Source organism: Aeromonas sp. FDAARGOS 1404, from assembly GCF_019047085.1.
GTDB lineage: Bacteria > Pseudomonadota > Gammaproteobacteria > Enterobacterales > Aeromonadaceae > Aeromonas > Aeromonas veronii.
In genome coordinates this window covers 784,866-810,276 of the sequence record NZ_CP077237.1, presented here as the reverse complement: position 1 = coordinate 810,276, position 25,411 = coordinate 784,866, and the positions used below count along the sequence as shown (strand labels likewise).

Below are 25,411 nucleotides of genomic sequence, written 5' to 3'. Positions count from 1 at the left end.
GGCCGTCACATCCTGTGTGGCTACCATTACAGCGATACCGTCGGCCCTGTACGCCGCCATAACATAAGGGGTTGCTCCTTGAGCGGCCCTCACAGTCCCTGAGCGTGGGAGAGAAGATAATGACAACCTTAAGTCCGGAAGCCTTGTTGGTCAGGGCTGCCCTCGAAGCCCAGGGACTGGAAACCCCCCTGGTCACCAACGAGCTGAACAGCCAGCAGAAGCGGGAGAAGATCGAAGGCCATATGCGCTCCATCATGGAGACGCTGGGGCTGGATCTGGCCGATGACAGTCTGGCCGAGACGCCGCATCGCATCGCCAAGATGTACGTCAACGAGATCTTCTCCGGCCTCGATTATTCCACCTTCCCCAAGGTGACGGTGATCGAGAACAAGATGCAGGTGGACGAGATGATCATGGTGCGGGACATCAGCCTCACCAGCACCTGCGAACACCACTTCGTCACCATCGACGGCATGGCCCATGTGGCCTATATCCCTCGTGGCAAGGTAATTGGCCTGTCGAAGATCAACCGCATCGTGCAGTTCTTCGCCCGCCGTCCCCAGGTGCAGGAGCGGCTGACCCAGCAGATCCTGCTGGCGTTGCAGACCCTGCTCGGTACCAAGGATGTGGCCATCAGCATCAAGGCGACCCACTACTGCGTCAAGGCGCGCGGAGTGATGGATTCGACTTCTTACACCACCACCACCTCCCTCGGCGGGGTGTTCAAGACCCAGCCCGATACTCGGGCCGAATTTCTGGGCGGCCTGCGCGGATAAGGTGGCGGTTGTTTTGTAACCGCTTTGCTGAATAAACGAGACGCCAGCAGCCATTGCTGGCGTTTTTCATTGGTCCCGGATGAGAGTGGCGGCCTGCAACGGCTTGGCCCGTGCGGCTTGCACTATGCAAACGTTATGTATTTTTTCGATTTATTCATCTGAGCGGTATATTTAATCGAGCACGATAAATCCCTCGTTTTCACCTTACAAAAAGTAACCGGACAGACTCTTTCCGAACCATCACAATCCGGTTACTCTAGCGCCCCCTCACGGCTCTCGCTGCCGCTCATGGAATTCAGAGATATTCATCAAGGTTGGATGGTGCGCCACTGAACAGGTGGCCAGATAGTTCATGCCAGGAGGGCGTGAACCGGACGAGTGCTACGAATTTAACGACCACCAGGATATCCCATGAATACCAGTACCATGACCATAGGTAAAAAACTCACCGCCGGCTTTGCCGTGCTCGGTTTGATGGTCGCCTTTATCGGCGGTTTTGCCCTTGTCCAGTTTGGCAACATGAATGATGTTGCCATCCGGTTTACCGACAGCATCTTGCCAGCGGTCAATCGTACCAGCGCGATCGGGGATTCTCTCGGTGAGCTGCGTCGTTATGAGCTGGGTTATTTCGTGGTGGCTGCCGAGCCGCTGAAAAGGGCTGAATATCGGAATATTGCCAGTCAACAGCTTAACTCGATCGCGCAGCAGCTGATTGCCCATGACAAGACGATCTGGCCTGAGGATGTGGCGGAGCGCCGTACCTTCGATACGGTGAAATCTGACTGGGATCGTTACGTCGCCCTGCACCAGCGAGTCAAACAGCTGCAAGACAGCGATCAGCTTGCCGAAGCCCAACGCATCTTCCTTGAAGAGGGGGTTCCCCTTTACACCGCGCTGAGCAAGTCAGTGGCCTCCCTTATCCAGATTAACCATGGTTATGCGTCTGAATCCCGCAGCGATATTGTCGACTCTTATCAATCCGCCAATCTGAGTGTCACCATCGCGCTGGTGATCGGTCTGATCCTTGTGGTGGTGCTCTCCGTGGTACTGACCCGCCAGATCCGCGACCCGCTGATCATGCTGGCCCGTCAGGCCCAGCGTATTGCCAATGGCGATCTGGGTCAGGGCGAACTGCAGCAGTGGATCCGTGACAGCCGCTTCAACCGCGATGAACTGGGTCAGCTGGGCTCCGCCATCAACCGGATGCAGGGCTCCCTCTCCGATCTGGTGAGCGAGATCGCCGGCTCCGTGAGCCAACTCAGCAGCGCAGTGGAGGAGGTGAGCGCCATCTCCAGCCAGTCCGCCAGCGGTATGGCCATCCAGCAGAACGAAGTCTCCCAGGTGGCGACCGCCATGAACGAGATGCAGTCCACCGTCAATGAAGTGGCCCGCAACACCACGGATGCCATGAGCGCCGCCAAGGATGCCTCCCGCACCTCTGCTGCCGGCAGCGAAGTGGTTCGCAGCTCCATTGCCAGCATCGAAGAGGTGTCGGTCAAGATTGAGCAGGCGGGCACAGTAGTGCAGCAGCTGGAGGCCGACAGCGCTAACATCAGCGTGGTGCTGGATGTGATCCGCGATATCGCCGGTCAGACCAACCTGCTGGCCCTTAACGCCGCTATCGAAGCGGCCCGTGCCGGTGAGCAGGGTCGTGGTTTTGCGGTCGTTGCAGATGAAGTGCGCTCCCTGGCCCAGCGTACCCAGGACTCCACCGCCGAGATCAGCAAGATGATCGAGCTCTTGCAGAGCCGCGCCGCCGAGGCGGGCAACGCCATGCAGCTGAGTCGTCACCAGATGCAGGAGAGTGTCGGTCTGGCGCGGGATGCCGGTACCAGTATCGAGACCATCAACGGTGCCGTGGTGCGCATCACCGACATGAACACCCTGATCGCCACCGCCACCGAAGAGCAGAATGCGGTGACCGAAGAGCTCAACCGCAGCATCGTCAACATTCACAATGCCGCTGACGAGAATGCCCAGGGCGCTCATCAGATCGCCCAGGCTTGCGTCGAGCTGAGCAAGCTGGCCAACACCCTGCACCATATGACCCAGCGCTTCACCCTCTAAGGGTTGATGCATGGATAACAGAAGGCCCCGCCAATTGGCGGGGCCTTGTTGTTTCTGGCGTTGTGGAAGGGCTCAGCTCAGGCCGACTATCTCGCCGTTCTCATCGATATCGATATGGCGATAGGCAGGCAGACTGCCCAGCCCCGGCATGGTCATGATGGGGCCCGCCAGCGCATAGACGAACCCGGCACCGGCGCAGAGCTTCACCTCGTCGATGGGCACCTCGAAATCGGTCGGCACCCCTTTGAGGGCGGGGTCGTGGCTGATGGAGAGCGGCGTCTTGGCCACGCAGATAGGCAAGTGATCCCATCCTTCGGCGGAGAGCTGTGCCAGCTGCTGGCGCGCTTTGTCGGAGAGCTGCACTCCGCGGCCGCCGTAGCCGCACTCCACCAGGGTCGCCAGCTTGGCGTCGAGGCGCGCCTCGTCGGGGTAGAGCAGTTTCACCTTACCGGGTTGCTCGCAGGCGGCGACCACGGCGCGGGCCAGCTCGCTGGCACCGGCACCACCCTGGGTGAAGGCGTTGGAGATGGCTGCGCCACAGGCGCCGGCTTGCTGCGCTTCATGGGCCAGCAGCGCCAGTTCGGCCTCGCTGTCGGTGGGGAAGCGGTTGATGGCGACCACCACCGGCACTCCGTAGCGGCGGGCGTTCCGGATATGCCAGGCGAGGTTGGCGCAGCCCTGCTTGAGGGTTGGCAGATCCTCCCCCTGCAGGCTGGCTGGCAGCGGCTGGCCCGGGCGGATATCCAGCAGGCCGCTGTTGGCCTTGAGGCCGCGCACCGTGGCCACCAGCACCACGCAGGCGGGGCTAATGCCGGATTGGCGGCTCTTGATGTTGAAGAACTTCTCCAGCCCCATGTCGGAGCCAAAACCCGCCTCGGTCACCACATAGTCGGTCAGGCCAAGGGCGATGCGATCGGCGATCACCGAGGAGTTGCCGTGGGCGATATTGGCAAAGGGGCCGGCGTGTACCAGCACTGGAGTCTGCTCGGTGGTCTGCATCAGGGTCGGTTGCAGCGCATCTTTGAGCAGCACCGTCATGGCGCCCGCTACTTCCAACTGTTCGGCGGTAATGGGCTTGCCGTGAATATCGCGGGCCAGCTGGATGCGGCCGATGCGCTGGCGCAGGTCTTTCAGATCGCTCGCCAGCGCCAGAATGGCCATCAGCTCGGAGGCGGCGGTGATGACGAAGCGATCGCTGCGCTCCACACCATCGGCTGCGCCCCCCTGTCCAATCGTGAGGTGGCGCAAGGCGCGGTCATTCATGTCGAGGGTGCGCGGCCAGAGGATGTTATCGGCATCGATATCGAGGCGCGGCAGGCCGGTTTTGGCGGTGAACTCTGCACCCAGTTTCTGTTCGTGGAACAGGCGGGCATCGAGGGCTGCAGCCGCCAGATTGTGAGCCGCCGTCAGAGCGTGAAAATCGCCGGTAAGGTGGAGGTTCATCTCCTCCATCGGCACCACCTGGGCGTGGCCGCCACCTGCGGCCCCCCCCTTGACCCCGAATACCGGCCCGAGGCTCGGTTGGCGGATGGTGGCGATGCTGGGCTGGCCGATATGGTTGAGCCCCATGGAGAGGCCAAGGGTAGTCACCGTCTTCCCTTCACCGAGCGGGGTGGGGGTGATGGCGCTCACCAGTACCAGCTTGCCGCGCTGTTTGGGCTGAGACTTGAGCAGGTCGAGGCTGAGCTTGCCTTTGTAGTGGCCATGAGGGCTGAGCTGGTGCTGGGGGATGGCGAGGCGTTCGGCCAGCGCGTGGATTGAGAGACGGGGGGACTGGCGGGAGATCTCGATATCGCTTAGCATCAGCACCTCGTTGGCATATCGGGGTAAAATATGCGGCGCAGTCTAGTGGAATATAACGGGTAATCCAATGATGAAAACGATTTTATTTGGTGAGGGTGAGGTTCGTCAGAATCCTGTTCTGCTGGATCTCAACGCACTCTATCATCCCCCCAAGCAGCCGATGACGGCGCTGGGGATTGTCAGCGCGCTGGTGCCGTTGTTCGGTTTCGGCTGGCAGGCGATGACCCAGGACCCCGAAACCCAGCTGCGCCACGAGATCCGCAAACGGGTTAACAAGCACAAGACCGACGAGGCAAACCTCATTTTGATCCTGCAGCTGGCCGCCATGTTTGACTGCCCCGAGATTGAAGTGGCGCTCCCCTATGCCCTGAGTGAGCCGCAGTTGTCGGTGATCCGCACCCGTCTGCCACGCTGGCAGTTAAGCCTCGAGCAGGAGCGTCTGCTAGCCAAGCTCACCCCTGTTGCCGCATCCACCACCGCACCCGACCAGCGTTAGGTTTCAAGCCGGACCAGCAGGCCGGACAGTCAGGCCGTATCCTCAGCTCTGGCAATCAGGTCGGCGCATCCCACTGTTGCGGTGCGAGATAGCGCTCCTGCACGAACTCGATAAAGCAACGCACCTTGGCCGAGACGAAGCGGCGGTGCGGATAGACCGCATAAAGTCCCACCTCTCCCTTGTCCCACTCCGGCAGCAGGCTGACCAGCTGTCCTGACCGCAGGGCCTCCCCCACGATAAAGGTGGGCTGCAATATGATGCCCTGATCATCACAAGCGGCGCGGGTCAGCGCCACCCCGTTGTTGGCCCGCAGTGGCCCCTGTGGCCGGATGCTCTGCTGCTCGCTTCCCCGTTTGAAGTGCCACTCCGGCTGGGTCAGGGTGTAGATCAGACAGTCGTGCTGCTTGAGATCCTCGGGTTTTTCCGGTCTGCCCTTGCGTGCCAGATAGGCGGGGCTGGCGCAAAGCTCGACCCGAATGGTGGCCAGCTGGCGCGCCACCAGCGAGGAGTCGCTGAGGTGGCCGATCCGCAGCGCCAGATCGAACCCCTCTTCCACCAGCGCTACCCGCCGGTCGCTGTACTCGATATCGAGCTTGAGGTCGGGAAAGCGTTGGCGAAACAGCGGCAGGGCGGGGGAGAGGTGCAGATAGCCAAAATCCATCGGCACCGAGAGCTTGAGGGTGCCGTTGGGCTGCTGGTTGTGGTGGGTCAGCTGGATGTGGGTCTCTTCCAGCTCAGCCAGCAGGGCGAGGGAGCGCTGGTAGTAGAACTGGCCCGCTTCGGTGGGATTGACCTGACGGGTGGTGCGCGACAGCAGCCGGGTGGCGAGGGACTCCTCCAGCTGCTGCATAAGTTTGGAGGCCATGGCGACCGAGATGCCGAGCTGGTTGGCGGCCTTGGTAAAGCTCTGGCACTCCACCACCTTGATAAAGGTGCGCATGGCGGCGATCTGGTCCATTTTCCATCCTCAGTAAATAATGAATTTAATAAATCACTGATTATTCATCTTCAGAACGAGGTTAGCATTTTAACCACTGATGTGAACCCCAAGATGAAGGAACGAACGGATGAAAATGACCAAGGCTCTGCTGGCCTCCTGCCTGTTTATGGCTACCCCTCTGATGGCGGCGGATTACGATGTGGATGCGGCGCACACCACAGTGCAGTTCAAGGTGGGTCACCTGGGCTTCTCCGAGCTGGTGGGTCGCTTCAACACCTTCAGCGGCACCTTCAGCATGGATGACGCCAACCCGGCGGCCGCCAAGGCGAGCTTTGAAGTGGATGCCGCCAGCGTCGACTCCAATCACGAAGCCCGCGACAAGCACCTGCGCAGTCCTGACTTCCTCGACGTGAAGCAGTATCCCAAGATGACCTTCGTCAGCTCCGCTTACGAGGGCACCAAGGATAAAGGCGTGCTGAAAGGGACCCTGACCCTGCACGGCGTCTCCAAGGAAGTGGCCTTCGATCTGGTCAAGATCGGCGAAGGCAAGGATCCCTGGGGCGGCTACCGCAGCGGTTTCAACGCCTCCACCACCATCAAGCGCAGTGACTTTGGCGTGAGCTACATGCTGCCCGGCATCCCGGACGAGATGAACATCAACCTGTTTGTCGAAGGCGTGCGCAAGTAATGGGCGCGGAACTTCTGCTGCAAACCCTGGCGGCTCCTCTGGGAGCCGCTTTGCTATCGTGGCGCTGGCCGCGACTGGGTTATCAGTGGGGCGCGCTGGCGCTCTGGCTGGTGGGATCCTGGCTCGGCGGCCTCTATGGCATGCCGGAAAAGGCGTGGCAGTGGTTGCCGCTGACCCTGCTGGTGCCCGCCATTGGGGCTCAGGTGAGCGACCTGCGCGGTTCGCTGCTGCTCTTTGCCGTGTTCAGTGCGCTGGTGTGGTGGCAGGGATTGGCATCGGTATTGGCGAGCGAACCCGGGATCTGGCTGGCACTGCTGCCCGCCATCCTCTGGTTTGGCTGGAGCACCTTGCGCAGTGACAGCCGCGAGGGGCTCGGGTTTGCCCTCGGCTTTATCTGGCTGGCGCTGGTGATCGGCATCGATGGCAGTCTGCTGATTGCCCAGCTGGCCGGTGCGCTGGCCGCTTTCGCCGGTTTTCGCGCCCTGCTTGCCACCTTTGTTGCCATCAAGGTAGCACCCGCCGGTCTGGCGCTGGCCCTCGCCTTCGTCCAGATGCTGGCCTGGCAATATGTGGAGGTGCCGCTGGTGGTGTTGCTGCCGGTCTGGTTGCTGCCGCTGCTGGAGTGGGCGTTGCGTGACAAACCCTGGCCAGTGCGTTGGGGTGGGCTGATCCTGCTTGCTGCCGCGGGAACCGGGCTCAGCCTGTGGTGGGTGTGGCCTGCTGCTTCTTTGTACTGATTTTTGCATGAAAAACAGGCAATTACAGTCATTTTTGCATACCCGCTCATACTCTTGGCAGATAATGATTGAGCCACCTATGTGTTTCAGATAAAAAGGTTTTTCATTTTATTTGGACACACACAGAACCCGGCCGCGCCGGGTTCTGTTTGCCTGCTTTGCGGCACATAAGGAGGCCACAGTTGCGCAGTCAAGGATCTGAGCATCTGTTTTTTCGCCATTTCACCGGACAGGGACGTATCGATGGTCTCTGCATTCTGCTGGTCACTCACCTGCTTCCCGATCGCCCCCGTTTTGTCGAAGCGCTTTCCCGGATTGGGCGGATTGGCGCCATTTTGCCCAAACCCAAATCGGTACATGGCCCGACCCTGGAGTGGGTATCCCAGCACTATCCGGTGCTGCCCCTCAACCGGCGCTGGACTAATGATCCCGACAGCCTCATCCAGCAGATTGCACCGCTGGTGGCCCCCCACGAGCGGTTGCTGATCCTCGATATTGGCGGTTACTTTGCCAAAACCCAGGTGATCTTGAGTGAATACTTCGGCCCCCGTTTCCTCGGGGTGGTGGAGATGACCGAGAACGGCCATCAGCGCTATGAGCAGGAGGTGCTGGCGACCCCGGTGGTGTCGGTGGCTCGCAGCCCCCTCAAGCAGGCCGAGGATATCCAGATTGGTTTGAGCGTGGTCTACTCCGCGGAGTCGCTGGCTCGTAATCTCAACCGTACCTTCAACGTCTGCGAAGCCGTGCTGTTTGGCTATGGCAAAGTGGGGCGCAGCATCGCCCGCGACCTGCGCTGTCGCAACCTCCATCTCGGGCTGGTGGAAACAGATGTGCTGCGACAGGTCGAAGCGCTCTCTCACGGTTTTCGTTTGATCACCAAGGCCGAGGCGTTGAGCCGTGCCGAGCTGGTGATCTGCTCTACCGGCAACGGCTCGCTGGACTTGGCGGATCTACAGGCGCTGCGCCCCGGCACCATGGTCGCCTCGGTCACCTCGGCCGACGACGAGTTTGCCTTCTCGCTGGCCCAGTTGCCGTGGCCGAGCGAAGAGGTGTGCCCCCATGTGCTGGCCCTCAACCGGCCGGATGGTACCCAGATCTACCTGCTCAACCGGGGTGAGGCGGTTAACTTCGTCCATGGCGCCGTGATTGGCGAATATGTCTATCTGGTGCTGGCGGAGATCATGGAAGGGATCCGGATGCTGGCGGCAGGCCCTCTTGCTCCCGGCCTGTTCGAGCTGCCAGAATCGGCGATGCGTACCATTGCCCGCCATTGGCTGGCCGATTTTCATGGGGTTGATCAGCACTGATTTGACCGAATCGGGATCAGCCATTGGGCGGCAGTACGCCACTTCCCGCCATTGTCGCTTTTTTATGGAGTCACTCATGATCGAGTCTGAAACCCTGATCAGCAAACCCCGTATCGAAATCCGCTACTGCACCCTCTGTCGCTGGATGCTGCGCGCCGCCTGGCTGGCGCAGGAGCTGCTCTCCACCTTCGACAGCGATCTGGGGGAGGTGGCGCTGGTGCCGGCCAGCAAGGGGGAGTTCCGCATTCTGGTGAGCGGGGTGCAGGTGTGGGATCGGGTGGTCGATGACGGCTTCCCCGAGGCCAAGGAGATCAAGCAGCGGGTGCGTGACGTCATCGCCCCTGAGCGGGATCTCGGCCACTCGGATCGCAAGGCGGCCGAGTAACGCCAGATGGGCCGAGCGCCTCGAAAAGGTGCTGAGCATGAGAGCGAAAGGAGAGGGAGGCGATGGCCTCTCTCTCCTTTTTTGCCTTTGGCTGTTTGCCTGGCTCCAGCAGGGTTATAAGCGCGGCTCGGCCAGATGACTGCCGATATAGCGGGCCCTCTTGTGGGACTTGATGCGGCTCACATCGACCCACACCAGCCCGTCGATGCAGTGGTTGAAGTCGGGGTCGATACCAAAGTCCATGAACTGCACTCCGCCCGGCTCGCACAGCTCGGAATACTGCTTGTAGAGGGTAGGGATGGCGCAGCCCAGATTGTCGAGGCGGGCCTTGAGCGCTTTGAGGTCGGCGCCGTAATCCACCCCTTCGAACAGAGGCTGCGTTTCGGGGTAGGGACGGCGGGAGGGGGCCAGCGCCAGCTCGGGGGCAAAGTGCTGGCGGTAGAAGCTCACCAGCAGATCCTTGGCCGCCGGCGGTAGGCTGCCGGAGAGCGACACCGGGCCAAACAGGTAGCGGTAGCGGGGATAGCGGGCCAGATAGGCACCGATGCCGAACCAGAGATAATCGAGCCCCCGCTTGCCCCAGTAGGCGGGCTGGATAAAGCTGCGGCCAAGCTCGATGGCCTGCTCCAGCCGAGGCAGCAGCTTATCCTCAAAGCCGAACAGGGTGTGGCTGTAGATACCATCCTTCCCCTTGCTGGCCAGCAGCTCCGCCACCGGGGCAAAGCGGTAGGCGCCGATAATGTCGAGTCGGGCCGGATCCCAGAGGATCAGGTGGTGATAGTCGTTGTCAAAGCCATCGAGATCCCGCCGCTTGCCGGATCCTTCCCCCACCGCGCGAAATGCGATCTCCCGCAGCCGCCCCAGCTCGCGCAGGATCACCGAGTGACTCAGTTCATGGCGGCGGTAGAGGTAGATCCCCTGACCATCCGGGGTGGTGCCGAGCTGTTCGCAGCTTTCGATGGCCTGTTTGAGCTGGCGGCGATCCTCCGGCAGGGCGATGGGGGCCTCGGTCTGCAGCCGTCCCGCCTTGCCACGGCCAATCCGGTAGAGGTGGTTGCGCACCAGCCGCGCCGCCGTCTTGGCGGGCAGTTCCTGAAAACTGCCGAGCGGAATGCGCGCCCCTATGGTCACCGGCAGGGTCTGCCCCTGCTGGCGAAACAGCTGACGCACCAGTAACAGGGCGGAGGCTGGCTTGTTGAGCCAGGAAGCGAGATAGAACCAGAGGCTATTGCGTCCCCCCAGATGGATGGGCACCAGCGGGGTGCGGGTGCGCTGGGCCAGCTTGATAAAGCCTGCCTGCCAGGGGCCATCTTTCACCCCCTTGAGGCCAAGCCGCGAGACTTCACCTGCGGGGAAGATCACCAGCGCCCCTTCATGGGCGAGGTGTTCGTTCATGGCGAGGATGGCCTGTCGATCGGTCTTGCCCTCCATATTGTCTACCGGCAATAGCAAAGGGCGCAGCGGCGCGAGCTGGGCCAGCAGCTGGTTGGCGACGATCTTTACATCGGGGCGAATGCGACCGAGCAGTTGCAGCAGCGCCAGTCCGTCCAGCGAGCCGATGGGGTGGTTGGCGACAAGAATGACCCGGCCGCTGGCGGGAATATGCTCCAGTTGCGCCTCGCTGACCCGATAGTCGAAATCGAGCTGGGTCAGCGCCTGCTCGACAAAGTCGAGGCCGCGCAGGTGCGGGTAGCGGGTGGCAAAGTCGGCAAAGGCACGTTCGTTGAGCAGCCAGCCCAGCAGCCGCTTTAACAGCGGGGTGAGCAGGGGGTAGCCAAGCAGGCGGGGGAAGTGTTGGGTTAGCAGGGTATCGATAGTGAACATCTGGAGGGCTCCGGCGATCCGTTGCTCCCAGCATGATGTGACACTGTTCCCGCGACATGTCAGCGGGATGACAGTTTGATGGCAGTGGCAGCCAGTTGCTCCTGAGCGACTCTCCCTGTTTCTCTTTCCTGATGGGGGATGGCCAGATAGCAAGGGGGGGCCGGTTGACCGGCTCCCCCCTTTGCCCTGGTAATGACAGCTACCGATTAACCGCGCCAGGCTGCGGTGAGGCGCACCAGCTCCACCAGGGTGGCGACCGCTTTTTCCATGGATTGCAGCGGGATGAACTCGTGCTTGCCGTGGAAGTTGTGACCACCGGTGAAGAGGTTGGGGCAGGGCAGACCCATAAAGGAGAGGCGGGCGCCATCGGTACCACCGCGAATGGGTTTGATCTTCGGCACCACGTCGGCGGCCTCCATGGCGGCCTTGGCCAGCTCGACAATATGCATGTGCGGCTCAATTTGGCTGCGCATGTTGCGATAGCTGTCGGTCAAGGTCAGCTCGATGCGGGCCTTGGGATATTCGGCCTGCAGGGCGGCCATCCGGCTCTGCATCTCGGCTTTGCGTGCGGCGAAATGTTCGTCGTCGAAGTCACGGATGATGTAGTGCAGGGTGCTCTCCTCCACGGTGCCGCTCATCTGGGCCAGATGGAAGAAGCCCTCATACCCGTCGGTGCACTCCGGGGTCTGCTCGGCAGGCATGGCGGCGTGGAAGCGGGCGGCCAGGGTCTGGCTGTTGATCATGCTCCCCTTGGCGGTGCCGGGGTGGACGTTATTGCCGATAAAACGCACCGTGGCGCTGGCGGCGTTGAAGTTTTCATACTCCAGCTCGCCCAGTTCGCCGCCATCCACGGTATAGGCCCACTTGGCCGGGAATCTCTCCAGCGGGAACTGGTTGGCGCCACGGCCAATCTCTTCATCCGGGGTAAAGCCGATCCAGATATCGCCGCGCGGGATCTCGGGGTGGGCCTGCAGGTGGTCGATGGCAGTGAGGATCTCGGCGATACCTGCCTTGTCGTCGGCGCCAAGCAAGGTGGTGCCGTCGGTGGTGATGAGGTCCTGACCCAGATAGTTTTTCAGGAAGCGGTAGTCACGGATGGCGAGCACCTCGTCACCCTTGCCAAGGCAGATGTCGCCGCCCTGATAGTTTTCGATGATTTGCGGTACTACGTGCTCCGCCTCGTAGTCGGCGGTGTCCATGTGGGCAATCAGGCCGATGGCGGGGGCGTCCGGCTGGTTGCCCGGCAGGCAGCCGGTGAGGTAGCCGTTTTCATCCAGGGTGACCTGGCTCAGCCCCAGCGCCTTCATCTCTTCTTGCAGGGCACGGGCAAAGATCAGCTGGCCTTCGCTGCTGGGGCAGGCTGGATTGGTCTCATCGGAGCGGGTATGAAAAGTTACGTAACGCAGAAAACGCTCAAGCAGGGTATCCATTAGTCAGCCTCTAACCGATTGTGAGCGGTCATTGTGGCCAATCCGTGCGGGGCACTCATTGCGTCAGCGCAGGTTTTTCCCATTTTTTGACGCAAGGGAAGAGCGGCGAATGTGCGGCACGCGGGGCAACTTCGGCGAGGGGTGGCGCATAAATTTTGCATTTATTACGATATTTAGGCGCTAGCGGTGGCGACCAAATTCCCCTCAGCCACCGCACAGCAAGGCGTCAGCCCAACCATGGCGCTTTCGCACACTTTTCAAGGGGAAACAGGGCTGTCGCATAACCTGCGCCATCCCAGAGCCTGCCTGCTCGCCAGCAAGATTTGATCGACTTATTAAAAGGGGATTTTGAACACTATTTTTTATTGTCACTGCCCGCGGTAAGTGTGTACACTCCGCGCCGATCCAAGGGCAACCCTGAAGCAGGCAGAGCCGCCAGAAACCCGACCGATCATACGCCTATAGGGCGAGGCACGCAGAAACGACAGACACTGCTGGGGAATGGTTTCTTTAATACCGGTTAGGCTCCGGTATCAGGGAGAACAACAGACTCTCATCCTTCATTTGACCGAGTGGGCCACCGGCTCATCATCTTCCCTTGTCATGGGCGGTCACTGATGGTGAGGTGGGCTGTGGTTGTTGTCGTCTATCAACACGCATGCGTGCTGGCGCCTTCGCTTCTCTTCCTTGGAACCCTCTCCTTCTGTCGGGATCGCTGCCGAATGATGAACTGACGGCGTGGCTGATGTCGTCTGTCATCAAAGTACCGCGGCGCTACGGCATAGTGGCACCGCATACCGTTGAGCTTGATGTAAAGCCACCAGCCCCACATCAAGACTCGTTACTTCCCCAAGATCCACCAGGCAGCCTCTGGCTTGCCGCGATGTGCAAAGGGTTGGTTTGGGTGGCTGCGTCTCGTGATGGCAGCGCTCGCCGTACTCTGCACTAGATGGTCTGGATGTGATTGAGGGTAACGAAGGCGACTTTGGGTCGCTCATTTGCGAGGCATAGCCCATGACTAACTGGTCCAGCAAGGACTCCTTGAAGGTCTACAACGTTCCCTACTGGGGTGCGGGTTTTTTCAATATCAATGACGCCGGTCATGTGACCGTCGCCCCCGACAAATCACGCCCTGACGCGCATATCGTGCTCTCTGACGCCATCGAACAGTTGCGTCAGTCCGGGCTGACCACCCCCGTGTTGCTGCGCTTCCCTGACATCCTCAAGAGTCGGGTCGATGCGCTGTTCAACGCCTTTGGTCAGGCCATCGAAAAGTCAGGCTATGAAGGGGACTACCTCTGCGTTTACCCGATCAAGGTAAACCAGCAGCGTCGTGTCATCGAGACCATCAGCCAGTCCTACAGCGACAAGCCCCGGCTTGGCCTGGAAGCTGGTTCCAAACCGGAACTGCTGGCCGTGCTGTCCCATCACCATGAGCAAGGCTCGGTGATCGTCTGCAACGGTTACAAAGACCGCGAATATATCCGCCACGCCCTCTTGGGCAACCTGATGGGCCACAAGGTCTACATCGTGGTGGAGAAGCCCTCCGAGCTGGAGATGGTGCTGGACGAGTCAGCTCGTCTCAACATCAAGCCCAACATCGGGGTGCGTGCCAAGCTCGCTTCCACCGGCTCCGGCATGTGGGAATCGAGCGGCGGCTCCATGTCCAAATTTGGTCTCTCCGCCTCCCAGATCCTGGCGCTGATCGAACGTCTGCGCGGGCTGGGCAAGCTGGATTGCCTGCAACTGCTGCACTTCCATCTGGGCTCCCAGATCGCCAATATCCGCGACATTCAGGGCGGCATCCGCGAGTGCGGCCGTTTCTACGCTGAACTGCGTCGCCTCGGTGCCAACATCGAAGTCGTTGACGTCGGTGGCGGCCTGGGTGTGGACTACGAGGGAACCCGTTCCCAGAGCCACTGCTCCGCCAACTACAGCCTCTCCGAGTACGCCAACAACGTGGTATGGGGCATCGGCGATGTCTGCCGCGAGTTCGATCTGCCGCACCCGACCATCATCAGCGAGTCTGGCCGTGCCCTGACCGCCCACCACGCCGTGCTGGTCACCAATATCATTGGTGCCGAAGGGGTGGAGATGAACGACATCAGCGCGCCGGACGACGATGCACCGACCATTCTGCAGAACATGTGGAAAGGCTGGCTGGATCTGCGCAGCGAAGATCCCTCCCTGCTGGAGATCTTCCATGACTCGGTGGCAGATCTGGGTGACGTGAATACCCAGTACACCATGGGCCTTTTGAACCTTGAACAGCGTGCCTGGGCCGAGATGCTGCACCAGAACACCTGTCTGGCACTCAAAGAGATGCTCAACCCGGTCAACCGTAACCACCGTGCGCTGGCTGACGAGCTGAGTGAAAAGCTGGCGGACAAGTGCTTTGCCAACTTCTCTCTGTTCCAGTCCCTGCCGGATGCCTGGGGTATCGGTCAGGTATTCCCGGTGATGCCGCTGGCTGGTCTCGATCGTCCGCTTAGCCGTCGCGGTATCCTGATGGATATTACCTGTGACTCCGACGGTCAGGTCGAGCACTATGTCGACGGTCTGGGGGTCGAGAGCACCCTGCCAATGCCGGTCTACGGCGAGAACGAAGAGTGCCACGTCGGCTTCTTCCTGGTCGGTGCCTATCAGGAGATCCTCGGCGATCTGCACAACCTGTTCGGTGACACCCACTGCGCGGAAGTGTGGCTGGACGAAGAGGGCAAGATGGACATTCGCAACGTGGTGCGCGGCGACACCGTCGACCAGCTGCTGCGTTACGTCAACATCGACCCGTCCGTGATCCGCGAAAACTACCAGCGGATCGCTGCTCACCCGGCGCTGGACGATGCCACTCGCAAAGCCCTGCTCGACGAGCTGGAGCTGGGCCTGCAAGGCTACGCCTATCTGGAAGACGAATAAGCCTCTTGCTTGTTTACCCCGTCGGTGGAAATAACATGACGGGAATGAAAAAACGGCGCCTGCGGGCGCCGTTTTTGTTACCGGGGGCCATCCGGCGATATGACAGGGCACTCGGCCCGTCTTCATTCGGATAACCTATGGTGGCTCGGGGCATCCGCAGGCCACAGATCTGGCTGATATCTGTCCCTTTCAGCCGCTTCCCTTGATCTGCATCAAGCGTGAACCTCGGTGGTTATTTTACGGTCAGGAGTGATGTTGATGGGATGTAACAAAAGGATGTGCATATGGAACTGAAAAGGGACCCGAGATGCTATACCGACGTCTGTATCGACGGTAAGTGGTATCACTACGACCACTGCAGCACCAACGTCTACATGCTGATGGGGGGCGCTGCGCCGAGCCTTCAGCTGGCTTATGAGCCGAGCAGCGAAGAGGAGCTGATCGAGATGCTCCAGCAGCTGGGGCGCTTCTGAATTACCGAATTGATGTCTTGCCATATGGCCATCGGGCGCGTTACCACGATGGCCACCACTCTTTACCGCTGCACCTAATCTCGGCGGGTTTTATTGCCCAATAACCCCTTGCCAATCTCCAGCATGGCGACGGCCGCGGCGTAGCTGCTATCGGACTTGCCTATCTCATCCGCCACGTAGAGAAAATTGGATTGGTACTTCTCGACGGCCTCCCGTGGACTGGTCGCGTCAATAAAGTCCTCCTCCACCTTGAATCCTTGGGTCAGCAGTGCCGCCTTTTCACTCAGAAAAGTCGGAGATGCCATGTCGATAAAGGTGTATTGCTGCCGATTGGACGCCGGAATGGTAAAAAACTGGTATCTGGCCAAGGGTAAATCCTCGCTTGAAGCGGGTGATAGATGACGTGACGCTGGGTTTAATCTGTGGCTCGCAGGCGGCTTGCTTGCCTCGACGTCACAGACCGTGCGTGTCGGGAACGCCGCACTTTGTTTTCGTTCGAGACTACTTTGTTGGCATCTGCCCGGCAAGTGGGTCGCAGAGATTTTCTGGATGATCCGAGCAACCGAGATGTTGTGGGCAGGGGCGAGACCGGGATAATGCCGGGCTCACGTTGAGCCCGGCTTGTCAGCGCTCTGTTACAGCACGAAGCTCTGTACCATGGCGCGCAGCTGTTCGGTGAGCTGGTGGATCTGGCGGGCGGCATCGCGGGCGGCGTTGGCCACTTGCAGCGCCTCGTCGCTGCCATCCGAGATGCGCACCACGTTGCGTTCGATCTCGTTGACCACTGCGCCCTGCTGCTCGATGGCGCTGGCGATGATGGCATTGGTATCGACCATTCGATCCACCTTCTCGGTGATGGCGCCGAAAGCCTGTTTTGCCTCCTGCGCCAGCCCGACCCCCTCCTGCGCTTCATGGCTGGCCGCCGACATAGCGGTGACCGAGGCGCGGGCGCCGGATTGCAGCTGTTCAATCATCTGCTGGATCTCGACGGTAGCCCCCTGGGTGCGGTTGGCAAGAGACCGCACCTCGTCGGCCACCACCGCAAAGCCGCGACCCTGCTCACCGGCCCGGGCCGCTTCGATGGCGGCGTTGAGGGCGAGCAGGTTGGTCTGTTCGGCGATGCCGCGGATCACGCTGATGACGCCGCCAATCTGGCTGCATTGCTGCTCCAGTTGGCCTATGGTGTCGGCGGTGCGCAGCACCTCGCGGTTGATATGGTCGATTGCCTTGATGGTGCGCTCCACCACATCCTCGCCCTGACCAACCACGTTCTGCGCCTCCTGGGTCATGCGGGCGGCTTGCAGGGCGTTGCCCGCCATGTCCTGGGAGGTGGCGGCCAGCTCCTTGATGGCAGTGGCGACCTGATGGGTCTCCCCTTGCTGATCGGCAATGACCTCCTGCGAGCGGCAGGTGCGCGCTTCGATCTCGGTGGCGCTCTCCACTACTGTGACGCCATTTTCACGCACCCGCAGCATCAGGGTGCGCAGGGTCTCCAGGGTCACGTTGTAATCCCGGCTGATGGCGGCCAACTCGTCCTGACCAACGATCTCAATGTGCTGGCTGAGATCCTGGGCGTTGACCCGGGCGGCGATATCACGCACCCGCCCTACGGTGTCGCGCAGGGAGAGATAGGCGCCGATCATCAGGTAGAGGTAGAGCAGCAAGCTGGCGGTTAGCGGCGCGGTGACCCACCAGAAGTGGCGTTGGTTGGCGGCCAGCCGCTGATGCAGGTCGGCCTCCAGCCGCTGGCGTACCTGGTCTGCCAGCGCTGTGATAGCCTCGTCCATCTTATCTCCCAGTGCCTGCACCTCCTTGGTGGAGAGCTGTACCAGCTGATCCTTCATCATCTTGTTTTCCATGGTCTCGACCCCCTGACGCACCAGCTGTATCAGAGCATCTGTCTGCTGACCCAGCTCGGCGCGGTAGGCCGGTTCCATCTGGTATAGCAGGGTCAGATCGGCCTCCAGCTCTTGCAGGGTGGCGCTGATGAGGTCGAGACGAAAACGCAGGCCGCTGTAGCCCTCAGCCTGAAACAGGCCGAAATCGGCGATGGTGGCGGCGCGATCCCGCACCTGAGCCAGCAGGTCGCGCAGCTGCGGCAACCGCTCGCTGGCGAGGATCACCATGTAGTAGGTACCGAGCGCCGGATCCTGGATCAGGCTGCTACTGGCAGTAATGTGCTTGTAGAGGTGGCGCACCTCGGTCAGCAGCTTGTCGTGGCGCAGGTTGCTCTGCTCCACTTCCAGCTTGCCCGCTTCACTCTGCAGGGCGGCCCAGCCCTGCTGGATCACCTCAAAGGAGGGGTTGTTCTGGCGGGTGTCGGCAAAGGCTTGCAGGCTCTGATCAACGGCTTGTGCGGCTGCCTTGAGCTGATCATCATCGACCGGATCCACCTCATGGGCGTGGCGGGTCATCAGATTGCGATGGGTGAGCAGGGCTTGCTCGATAGCGGGCACGGGGGTGAGATTGACCACTCCCGCCAGCTCGCGGTTGGCCTGGACGTTGTCATCCTGCAGCCGCCCCAGCAGATTGGTCATGCTGTAGGCCAGTGGCAGCAGCATCAGGCAGGACCAGAGCAGGAATTTGTATTTGAAGGAGAGCTGATTGCCCAGCCGGATGGCGGGGTTGAAAATCCATTTCATGTTAAGCCTCGATACCTGAGTGCGGGCGTGAGTCGTGTTGCCTGAATAGTACTCCGAGCGGCCTCCCTTGGGTGATGGCCAGTTGCAAGTTGTGATCCCCTTGGCTTTTTACTTCCGGGCGGGGGCGCCGTCAGCCGCACCAATAGAAAACGGGCCACCCGAAGGTGACCCGTCTGTTGGCTATCTGGTTATCTGGCTACTCAGTTGAACGCCAGGAAGGGCGAGACGCAGAGCAGCAGGCCGGTGACGATGATGATGTAGAGGGAAGTGCCCTTGTACTTGTGCAGCGCCGGTACCTGATAGACCAGATAGGCCGGGATGAGACAACCTACCATGCCGAAGATGGGGCTGCAGATGGAGGTGAAGCTCAGTACCGGTGCGTTGAGCACGATGGCACCCCAAGAGAGCATGACGGTAAACACCATGATCCCTTTGCCTACCAATCCTTTGTTGATGCGGTTTTCCGGCATGACGCGGCGCAACAGGTTCATCGCCAGCCCCTGACAGGCTTCACGAAAGCCCAGATAGACGCCGAAGTAGGCGGTCATTACCGCAAAGATGTTGAGGGTGAGGCTCAGGAGCTTGAGGGTCTGGCCGGGCATACCCTGGGCCACCATGGCCAGTGCGGAGATGTTCTCTTCGGAGGCTTTAACCGCCTGATCGTGACCCATGGCCAGGGTGAAGGAGACCGCGTAGAAGAACACCACCACGAACAGGATGCCGAAGGCGATATTCATGGCGCGCATCGCCTTGAAGCGGGCCACTTCCAGCGACTTTTCCCGCGAGCGGTAGGAGATCACCATGGGGCTCAGGCTCTGGATAAAGAGGATGGAGGTGAGGGTAAAGGGCAGCATGATGATGGCATCCTTCATCCAGTCACCGGCGGCGGGCATGGCGGTGATGTTGGCCGCATCCCACTTGTCCACCATCATCAGGCCGAGCACGGCCACCACGCTGATCTTGGTCAGCACCATAAAGGTGGAGATCTTGAACAGCAGGTTTTCGCCGCGCGAGGCCAGAGCCACCAGACCGCATATCAGCACCAGACCGTAGAGCGGGTTTTCGGAGAGCAGGCCGTCGGTGACACCGAAGCTCTGCAGGAAGGAGGCGCTGTCATTGGTGATGGCGGTGGAGTAGACGAAGACCCAGATCACCAGCATCACGAAGTAGAGGGCACCGAGCAGCACACCCCAGTTCTTGCCGAGGTAGCCGGTGATGACGCTGGGGTAATCCTTGCACTCCGGCGAGGTGGCCAGGGTGTTGATAAAGAGGCGCTGGAACATGTACATGGCGGGGTAGCCGATCACGGCCGAGAGCAGAAAGACCCACAAGCCCATCAGACCCACCTGTACCGGCAGGAAGACGATCCCCGCGCCGATGGCCATGCCGATGCTCATGATGATCCAGCCCCAGTCAGTGCTGTCGAAGCGAACCGCTTCTTTCCATTCCAGCGTGCCCATCACGGGGCTGGCGAGTGTAGTGCTATGCGCGTCCATTAAAACCTTCTTTTTTGTAGGGATGTGGGAAAGCGGCGCAAATATAGTTGAATGAAACTGTCATAAACAATGCCCATAAGAGTACTTTTGTTCAAATCAGGATGGTGATCACGGTTTATATTGAGGCCGAAAGGTGCCTTTAAACGCCATTTTTGTATCTTTTTGTTGAATGGATAAAATAAAAAGCAAATAATGTTGAACGGAATGAGGTTCATGATTGCAAAAAAAATTGCACAAACAGGAGTGGCTATATGAAACGCATCATCACGGCAGCAGCGGCACCTGACGCTATCGGTCCCTACAGCCACGGCACTGCCTATGGCGACCTTATCTTTACCTCCGGTCAGTTGCCGGTCTGCAAGCAGCAGGGTGGTGTGGTGGAAGGGGGGATTGCCGCCCAGACCCGCCAGTCACTAGAAAACCTGAAATCCGTGCTGGAAGCCGCTGGCGGCTCGCTGGATACCGTGCTCAAAACCACCTGCTACCTCGCCGAGATCAGCGATTTTGCCGCGTTCAACGAGGTCTATAAAGCCTATTTCCAGAAAGATTGTCCGGCGCGCAGCTGCTTCGCAGTGAAGGATCTGCCGATGGGCGTCAAGGTTGAAGTGGAAGCGATCGCCCATATCGCTCGTTAATGCTGATAAAAAGGTTCAAGTGATGAAACAAGCGTGGCAGCAGTATCTGCAGATTATTCAACAGGTTGTCAAACCAGCGCTGGGTTGTACCGAGCCAATCGCCGCCGCCTATGCCGCAGCGGTCGCCACCCGGCAACTGGGCTGTGAGCCCGGTCGCCTCGAGGTTGCGGTGTCGGACAATCTCTATAAAAACTCGATGGGTGTTTATGTGCCGGGGACCGGCAAGATCGGTCTGGCCATTGCGGCCGCGGCCGGTGCCATCGGCGGCAACGCCGATGCCGGGTTGGAGGTGCTGGCCGCGATCCAGCCAGAACAGGTGGAGCGTGCCCAGCAGCTGATCGATGCCGGCAAGGTGCAGGTGAGCCGCACCGCCGCCCCCGAGTTTATCTTCTGCCGCGTGACCGTTTATGGCACTGATGACAAGGGTGAAGAACACAGCGCCGAAGTGACCCTGTGCGGCGGCCATACCCGCATCGTCGAGCAGCGCCGCGATGGCGAGGTGACCTTCACCGCCGATCAGAGCCAGGGTGGTGCCACCGGTTCCATCTGCGATGGCGTCGATATCAGCATCGCCGCCATCTACGAGTTCGCTACCCAGATGGAGTTCGAGCAGATCAGGTTCATCCTCAAAGCTTCCGAGCTCAACGGCAAGCTCTCTGCCGAGGGGATGAATAACCCCTATGGCCTGGAGATTGGCCGCACCATGCAGCAGAACATCAATGCCGGTCTTATCGGCGAGGATGTGATGAACCGCATCGTGATGATGACGGCGGCCGCCTCCGATGCCCGGATGGGGGGGGCGACCCTGCCAGCCATGAGCAACTTTGGCAGCGGCAACCAGGGCATTGCCGCCACCATTCCGGTGATGGTGATTGCCGAGCGCTTTGCGGCCAGCGAAGAGCAGCTGGCTCGCGCCCTCATCATGAGCCATCTGGGCGCCATCTATATCAAATCCCACTATCCGCCGCTGTCGGCCTTCTGTGGCAATACCGTGACCAGCGCGGCCGCCTCCATGGCCATGGTCTATCTGGCGGGCGGCAGCTTCGAGCAATCCTGCTTCGCCATCCAGAACGTGCTGAGCGACAGTGCCGGCATGGTGTGCGACGGGGCGAAAGCCTCCTGCGCCATGAAGGTGAGTACCTCCTCTGGCGCGGCGGTGCGCGGCTTCCTGATGGCTCTCAACAGCCACTCGGTGTCGGGGCAGGGGATCGTCGCAGGCGACGTGGATCAGACCATCCGCAATGTCGGCCAGATGGTGAAGGAGGGCATGTCTGCCACAGACAGCACCATTATTGATATCATGTCCGCCTGATGTCCCTGTCGGTTGCTGCCCGGCGCCTATTGTCCGGCAGCAACCCTTGCAAGAAGGTCCCATTGTGAAGCTGCAAGAGTTGAGTCCGAGCGATTTTGAGATCCTCAAGTCGATGGAGAACATAGTGGATGGCATCGCCGCCATGTATGGCCAGCACACCGAAGTGCTGCTCCACAGTCTGGATGCGCGCAATCCCTCGATCGTCAAGATTGCCAACGGCCATATCACCGGCCGCAGTGTCGGCGCCCCCATCACCAACCTGGCGATGATGAAGCTCAAGAGCGGGCAGGATATCTCCAGCCCCTACATGACCAAGTGCGCCACCGGCAAGACCCTGCGCTCCATCACCACCGTGATCCGCAACGGGGAGCACAGGGCCATCGGGTTGCTCTGCATCAACAGCGACATGGATGCCCCGTTGCAATCCGTGCTACGGACCATGATGCCGGAGTGCATGCATCCCCACGAGAGCCATGCCACCCCGGAGGTGTTCGCCCGCAACATCGACGAAGCGCTCAACAGCACTATCGACACCGTCAGTGCCGAGGTGCGTGGCAACGAGGCGGTGCCTCCGTCCCAGAAGACTCGGGTTATCGTCAACCAGCTGCACGACATGGGGATCTTCGAGTTAAAAGACAGTGCCCAGATTGCGGCGCGCCAGCTCGGGATCTCGGTCCACTCCATCTACCGCTATCTGCGGGAGATCAAGAAGGGCTGAGCCGATACACTCTGGCCAAATTGGCTGCAAACGGGTCAGCCTTGACCCGTTTTTTACGCCCGTTTTAGCCTCTCTGTTTGGGCCATCCTTCGGGCTCATCTGCTATCATCTTCCCCCTTTGTTTTTCTATCTCTCTGAACGTGCTGGAGAAATCATGTCCCGACTCATCTATCTGCTGCGCCACGGCCAGACCCGCTTCAATGCCGAGCAGCGTCTGCAGGGGCGTTGCAACTCCGAGCTGACCGACAAGGGTGAGGCGCAAGCCATCGCCATGGGGCGGCGGCTTGCTGGCGAACTGGCGGATCCCGCCCGCTGGATCGTCTATGCCAGCCCGCTTGGCCGTGCCCGTCAGACTGCACTGCTGGTGTGCGAGCAACTGGGGTTGGCGGCAGAGCGCATCGTCTGGGACGACCGGTTAATGGAGCTGGGGATGGGGGAGTGGGAGAGCTGCCAGATCCCGGCGCTGCGTCTTGCCCACCCCGAACTCGATACCGGCAAGGGGGACTGGTATCTGCAGGCACCGGGGGCCGAGAGCTTCGAGAGCATTCAGCTCCGGGCACACCAGTGGTTGCAGGATCCTGCCATCGCCGAGCGGGCCATCGTTATCTCCCACGGTCTGCTCGGTGCCATGTTGCGCGGCGTCTATGCCGATCTCGACTATGAGGCGATCTGGTCACAGGAGTTGCCCCAAGATGCCTTCTATAAGCTGCAGGATGGCCACATCACCCGCATTGCTTGCTAGTTTCGTGGACGTTGCCGCCATCAGTGCATGGACGATGCAGGCTGCAACACGCTACGGATTTTGCTTTGCGAAGATTAGACATCAACGAAATGATGAATAGACTCAAAAAGCGCATTATCAATAAGGGCATTAGCCCTTCTCCTGCGTTGATGTGTTTAAGGTCTGGTTTTGCGAACAGGTTGCAACTTGCATTGCACTATGGTGCACAGACCGCGCTTTTTAATGAGGTAAGCGGGTGATTGTATTGAAATGAGTGGTCGCGTGATGCTTGGTGTATCAATTGCATATTAAACGACCAGTGGCCTGAGTATGAGGACGACACCATGAAAGGGATCTCGGTTCGTAGCAAATTATTGATGCTGGTTGTGGTACCGCTGTTTTGTATGATTTTGCTTTGCACTCTCTCCCTTTGGGGGATGCGCCTGATGAATCAGGCTGCCCATCAGGTGAATGAAGAGGAGGTGCAGCAGTTATCCGAACTGAAGCTGATTTCAGACTTGTATGCGGTCAGTGTCGTTGATGCGATCAATAAAGCGCATGTTGGATTAATCACCCGTGAAGAGGCAAAACGTTCCGTTACTGAAGCGCAGTTAAAAGCAGCAACGGAATGGAAGCGTTACATGGCCCAGAAGATGTCTGCGGAAGAACGGGCGATTGCGGAGTCTGCCCAGGTATTGATGAACAAAGCCGACATTACACTGGCTCGTATTAAGAGTGATCTTTCATTAAAAGCGCCTCTTGATAAGTCAATTCATCAATTATACAGCACGGTTGATCCTTTTAATGAGGAGCTGGGCAAGCTGGTTGAACTCCAGCTGAGATTTGCAGATGAGCATGTTGGTACCCTGGAAAGTCTGGCCGTTGATTTTTCATTTGCCTTCCTCTCCATCACCGGGATTGCCCTGTTCGCTTTATCCGTGCTGGGGATCTGGATTTTTCGCGGGATCAGTCAACCGCTCACCGCTTTGCGCAGAGCACTTTACAAATTGCAGCATGAGCAGGATTTGACCGTCACCGTCCCCGTCATTCGGGAAGATGAATTGGGGCAAGTCGCACGGGCGCTGAATGATATGGTTAGCCATTTCCGCAGATTGATTGGCGAAATGGATGACGTGGCCGAACAGTTATCGACAGGCGCCGATGCACTGAACGAGCTGGGGCTAACCAGTGCAGAGCAAATGGCCCAGCAGCGTCTGGAGACAGATCAGAGCGCTGCGGCGATGAATGAGATGAGCGCAACGGTTAACGAAATCGCTCAAAATACAAATAGTGCTGCAATTGCCGCCCGTCAGGCTGAAAACAAGGCAGAAGAGGGGCAAGCGGTTGTCAAGGAGACCATTGGGAATATGGCTCTGCTCTCTGGTCAATTGCAAAATACATCCACTGTGCTGCAAAACCTGGCTATCGAGAGCAATAACATTACTCAGGTGATGGGGGTTATTCGCTCGATTGCCGAACAAACCAATTTACTGGCACTGAATGCGGCAATTGAAGCCGCCAGAGCGGGTGAGCAGGGGCGTGGCTTCGCGGTGGTGGCTGATGAAGTCCGGGTACTTGCTCAGCGCACCCAAAACTCTACCGGAGAAATCCAGAACACCGTCAATCGCCTGCAACAGAATGCAACTATGGCTGTTGATAGTATGAATATCGGATTATCTGAAGTGGAGAAGACGAATACCCTGATGCTGACCTGCGGCGTCTCTTTGGAAGAAATTGTGAGTGCGGTGGATGATCTGAATAATCTCAATGTGCAAGTCGCTGCTGCAGCCGAAGAGCAAAGCAAAGTCACCGAAGAGATGACGCGCAGCATGGTCAATATTGCCGATATCGCAGTACATACCTCGGATTCGGCAGCCCATGTATCGGCCAAGTGTCAGCGTCTTGATGAGATGGCCAAGTCAATGAGAACACAGATTAATCATTTTAAATGGCGCTCACATGCCGCTTGATATAGTTCGATGACATTACCCCCAGGCCCCGAGAGTTCGGGGCCTTTTTGTATCATGTTGGTCGTACTGCACCTG

General features: G+C 59.5%; 21 protein-coding genes. 14 read left to right on the top strand and 7 right to left on the bottom strand.

Annotated elements, in window-relative coordinates; genetic code table 11:
- Positions 1 to 119 precede the first annotated feature (119 nt).
- Together folE and I6L34_RS03545 are read left to right on the top strand one after the other, a co-directional pair.
- Complete coding sequence (gene folE / locus I6L34_RS03550) at positions 120 to 776, top strand: GTP cyclohydrolase I FolE (RefSeq protein ID WP_042054628.1); 657 nt, start codon at positions 120 to 122, stop codon at positions 774 to 776.
- Between the two features lie 411 nt (positions 777 to 1,187).
- Positions 1,188 to 2,843, top strand: a complete 1,656-nt coding sequence (locus tag I6L34_RS03545) for a methyl-accepting chemotaxis protein (RefSeq protein WP_064339754.1) — start codon at positions 1,188 to 1,190, stop codon at positions 2,841 to 2,843.
- 72 nt (positions 2,844 to 2,915) lie between these two features.
- Here I6L34_RS03545 and I6L34_RS03540 read toward each other — a convergent pair whose 3' ends face one another.
- Positions 2,916 to 4,646 (bottom strand): formate--tetrahydrofolate ligase, encoded by a 1,731-nt coding sequence (locus I6L34_RS03540; RefSeq protein WP_216955676.1) that lies wholly within the window; start codon positions 4,644 to 4,646, stop codon positions 2,916 to 2,918.
- A 67-nt stretch (positions 4,647 to 4,713) separates the two neighbouring features.
- Here I6L34_RS03540 and I6L34_RS03535 point away from each other — a divergent pair, with 67 nt between their 5' ends.
- Complete coding sequence (locus tag I6L34_RS03535; protein ID WP_216955674.1) at positions 4,714 to 5,142, top strand: hypothetical protein; 429 nt, start codon at positions 4,714 to 4,716, stop codon at positions 5,140 to 5,142.
- 55 nt (positions 5,143 to 5,197) lie between these two features.
- On the opposite strand, the gene I6L34_RS03530 is transcribed toward I6L34_RS03535, so the two are convergent.
- Entirely contained in the window at positions 5,198 to 6,100 is a 903-nt protein-coding gene (locus I6L34_RS03530; RefSeq protein WP_075114919.1) for a LysR family transcriptional regulator, read from the bottom strand.
- Positions 6,101 to 6,209: 109 nt separating this feature from the next.
- Between I6L34_RS03530 and I6L34_RS03525 the strand changes: the two genes are divergently transcribed.
- The 4 genes from I6L34_RS03525 to I6L34_RS03510 all read left to right on the top strand — a co-directional run bounded on the left by I6L34_RS03525 (position 6,210) and on the right by I6L34_RS03510 (position 9,199).
- A complete protein-coding gene (locus I6L34_RS03525) occupies positions 6,210 to 6,770 on the top strand; it encodes a YceI family protein (protein WP_005334411.1) in 561 nt (186 codons plus the stop codon).
- The gene (locus I6L34_RS03520; RefSeq protein WP_216955671.1) at positions 6,770 to 7,507 is read left to right on the top strand and encodes a hypothetical protein; all 738 of its coding nucleotides are present in this window, start codon (positions 6,770 to 6,772) and stop codon (positions 7,505 to 7,507) included. The genes I6L34_RS03525 and I6L34_RS03520 overlap by 1 nt, the downstream gene beginning before the upstream one ends.
- Before the next feature lie 182 nt (positions 7,508 to 7,689).
- Complete coding sequence (locus I6L34_RS03515) at positions 7,690 to 8,814, top strand: adenosylhomocysteinase (RefSeq protein WP_058055829.1); 1,125 nt, start codon at positions 7,690 to 7,692, stop codon at positions 8,812 to 8,814.
- 76 nt (positions 8,815 to 8,890) lie between these two features.
- Positions 8,891 to 9,199, top strand: coding sequence for a SelT/SelW/SelH family protein (locus I6L34_RS03510; protein WP_058055830.1), 309 nt, complete (start codon positions 8,891 to 8,893; stop codon positions 9,197 to 9,199).
- A gap of 114 nt (positions 9,200 to 9,313) precedes the next feature.
- Here I6L34_RS03510 and I6L34_RS03505 read toward each other — a convergent pair whose 3' ends face one another.
- Positions 9,314 to 11,023: a lysophospholipid acyltransferase family protein gene (locus I6L34_RS03505; RefSeq protein ID WP_058055831.1), complete on the bottom strand. Its 1,710-nt coding sequence runs from the start codon at positions 11,021 to 11,023 to the stop codon at positions 9,314 to 9,316.
- Between the two features lie 206 nt (positions 11,024 to 11,229).
- Positions 11,230 to 12,453, bottom strand: a complete 1,224-nt coding sequence (gene pepT, locus I6L34_RS03500) for a peptidase T (RefSeq protein WP_216955668.1) — start codon at positions 12,451 to 12,453, stop codon at positions 11,230 to 11,232.
- A gap of 1,014 nt (positions 12,454 to 13,467) precedes the next feature.
- Between pepT and speA the strand changes: the two genes are divergently transcribed.
- Together speA and I6L34_RS03490 are read left to right on the top strand one after the other, a co-directional pair.
- Complete coding sequence (gene speA / locus I6L34_RS03495) at positions 13,468 to 15,369, top strand: biosynthetic arginine decarboxylase (protein WP_216955665.1); 1,902 nt, start codon at positions 13,468 to 13,470, stop codon at positions 15,367 to 15,369.
- Positions 15,370 to 15,653: 284 nt separating this feature from the next.
- On the top strand, positions 15,654 to 15,842 hold the full coding sequence (locus I6L34_RS03490; protein WP_005334402.1) for a hypothetical protein: 189 nt from the start codon (positions 15,654 to 15,656) through the stop codon (positions 15,840 to 15,842).
- A gap of 74 nt (positions 15,843 to 15,916) precedes the next feature.
- Here I6L34_RS03490 and I6L34_RS03485 read toward each other — a convergent pair whose 3' ends face one another.
- The 3 genes from I6L34_RS03485 to I6L34_RS03475 form a co-directional block, all read right to left on the bottom strand.
- Complete coding sequence (locus I6L34_RS03485; protein ID WP_216955663.1) at positions 15,917 to 16,210, bottom strand: hypothetical protein; 294 nt, start codon at positions 16,208 to 16,210, stop codon at positions 15,917 to 15,919.
- Positions 16,211 to 16,477: 267 nt separating this feature from the next.
- Positions 16,478 to 18,484 (bottom strand): methyl-accepting chemotaxis protein, encoded by a 2,007-nt coding sequence (locus I6L34_RS03480; RefSeq protein WP_216955660.1) that lies wholly within the window; start codon positions 18,482 to 18,484, stop codon positions 16,478 to 16,480.
- A 200-nt stretch (positions 18,485 to 18,684) separates the two neighbouring features.
- Positions 18,685 to 19,980, bottom strand: a complete 1,296-nt coding sequence (locus I6L34_RS03475) for an amino acid permease (protein WP_005334398.1) — start codon at positions 19,978 to 19,980, stop codon at positions 18,685 to 18,687.
- A 251-nt stretch (positions 19,981 to 20,231) separates the two neighbouring features.
- On the opposite strand from I6L34_RS03475, the gene I6L34_RS03470 reads away from it, so the two are divergent.
- The 5 genes from I6L34_RS03470 (at position 20,232) to I6L34_RS03450 (ending at position 25,336) form a co-directional block, all read left to right on the top strand.
- Positions 20,232 to 20,615: a Rid family detoxifying hydrolase gene (locus I6L34_RS03470; protein ID WP_005344164.1), complete on the top strand. Its 384-nt coding sequence runs from the start codon at positions 20,232 to 20,234 to the stop codon at positions 20,613 to 20,615.
- Between the two features lie 22 nt (positions 20,616 to 20,637).
- Complete coding sequence (locus tag I6L34_RS03465) at positions 20,638 to 21,927, top strand: serine dehydratase subunit alpha family protein (protein WP_216955657.1); 1,290 nt, start codon at positions 20,638 to 20,640, stop codon at positions 21,925 to 21,927.
- A gap of 64 nt (positions 21,928 to 21,991) precedes the next feature.
- Positions 21,992 to 22,645, top strand: a complete 654-nt coding sequence (locus I6L34_RS03460) for a transcriptional regulator (RefSeq protein ID WP_005334376.1) — start codon at positions 21,992 to 21,994, stop codon at positions 22,643 to 22,645.
- A 154-nt stretch (positions 22,646 to 22,799) separates the two neighbouring features.
- Complete coding sequence (locus tag I6L34_RS03455; RefSeq protein ID WP_216955655.1) at positions 22,800 to 23,387, top strand: histidine phosphatase family protein; 588 nt, start codon at positions 22,800 to 22,802, stop codon at positions 23,385 to 23,387.
- Between the two features lie 323 nt (positions 23,388 to 23,710).
- Positions 23,711 to 25,336 carry a methyl-accepting chemotaxis protein gene (locus I6L34_RS03450; RefSeq protein WP_216955653.1) on the top strand — a complete coding sequence of 542 codons (1,626 nt, stop codon included), beginning with the start codon at positions 23,711 to 23,713 and terminating at the stop codon, positions 25,334 to 25,336.
- Positions 25,337 to 25,411 lie beyond the last annotated feature (75 nt).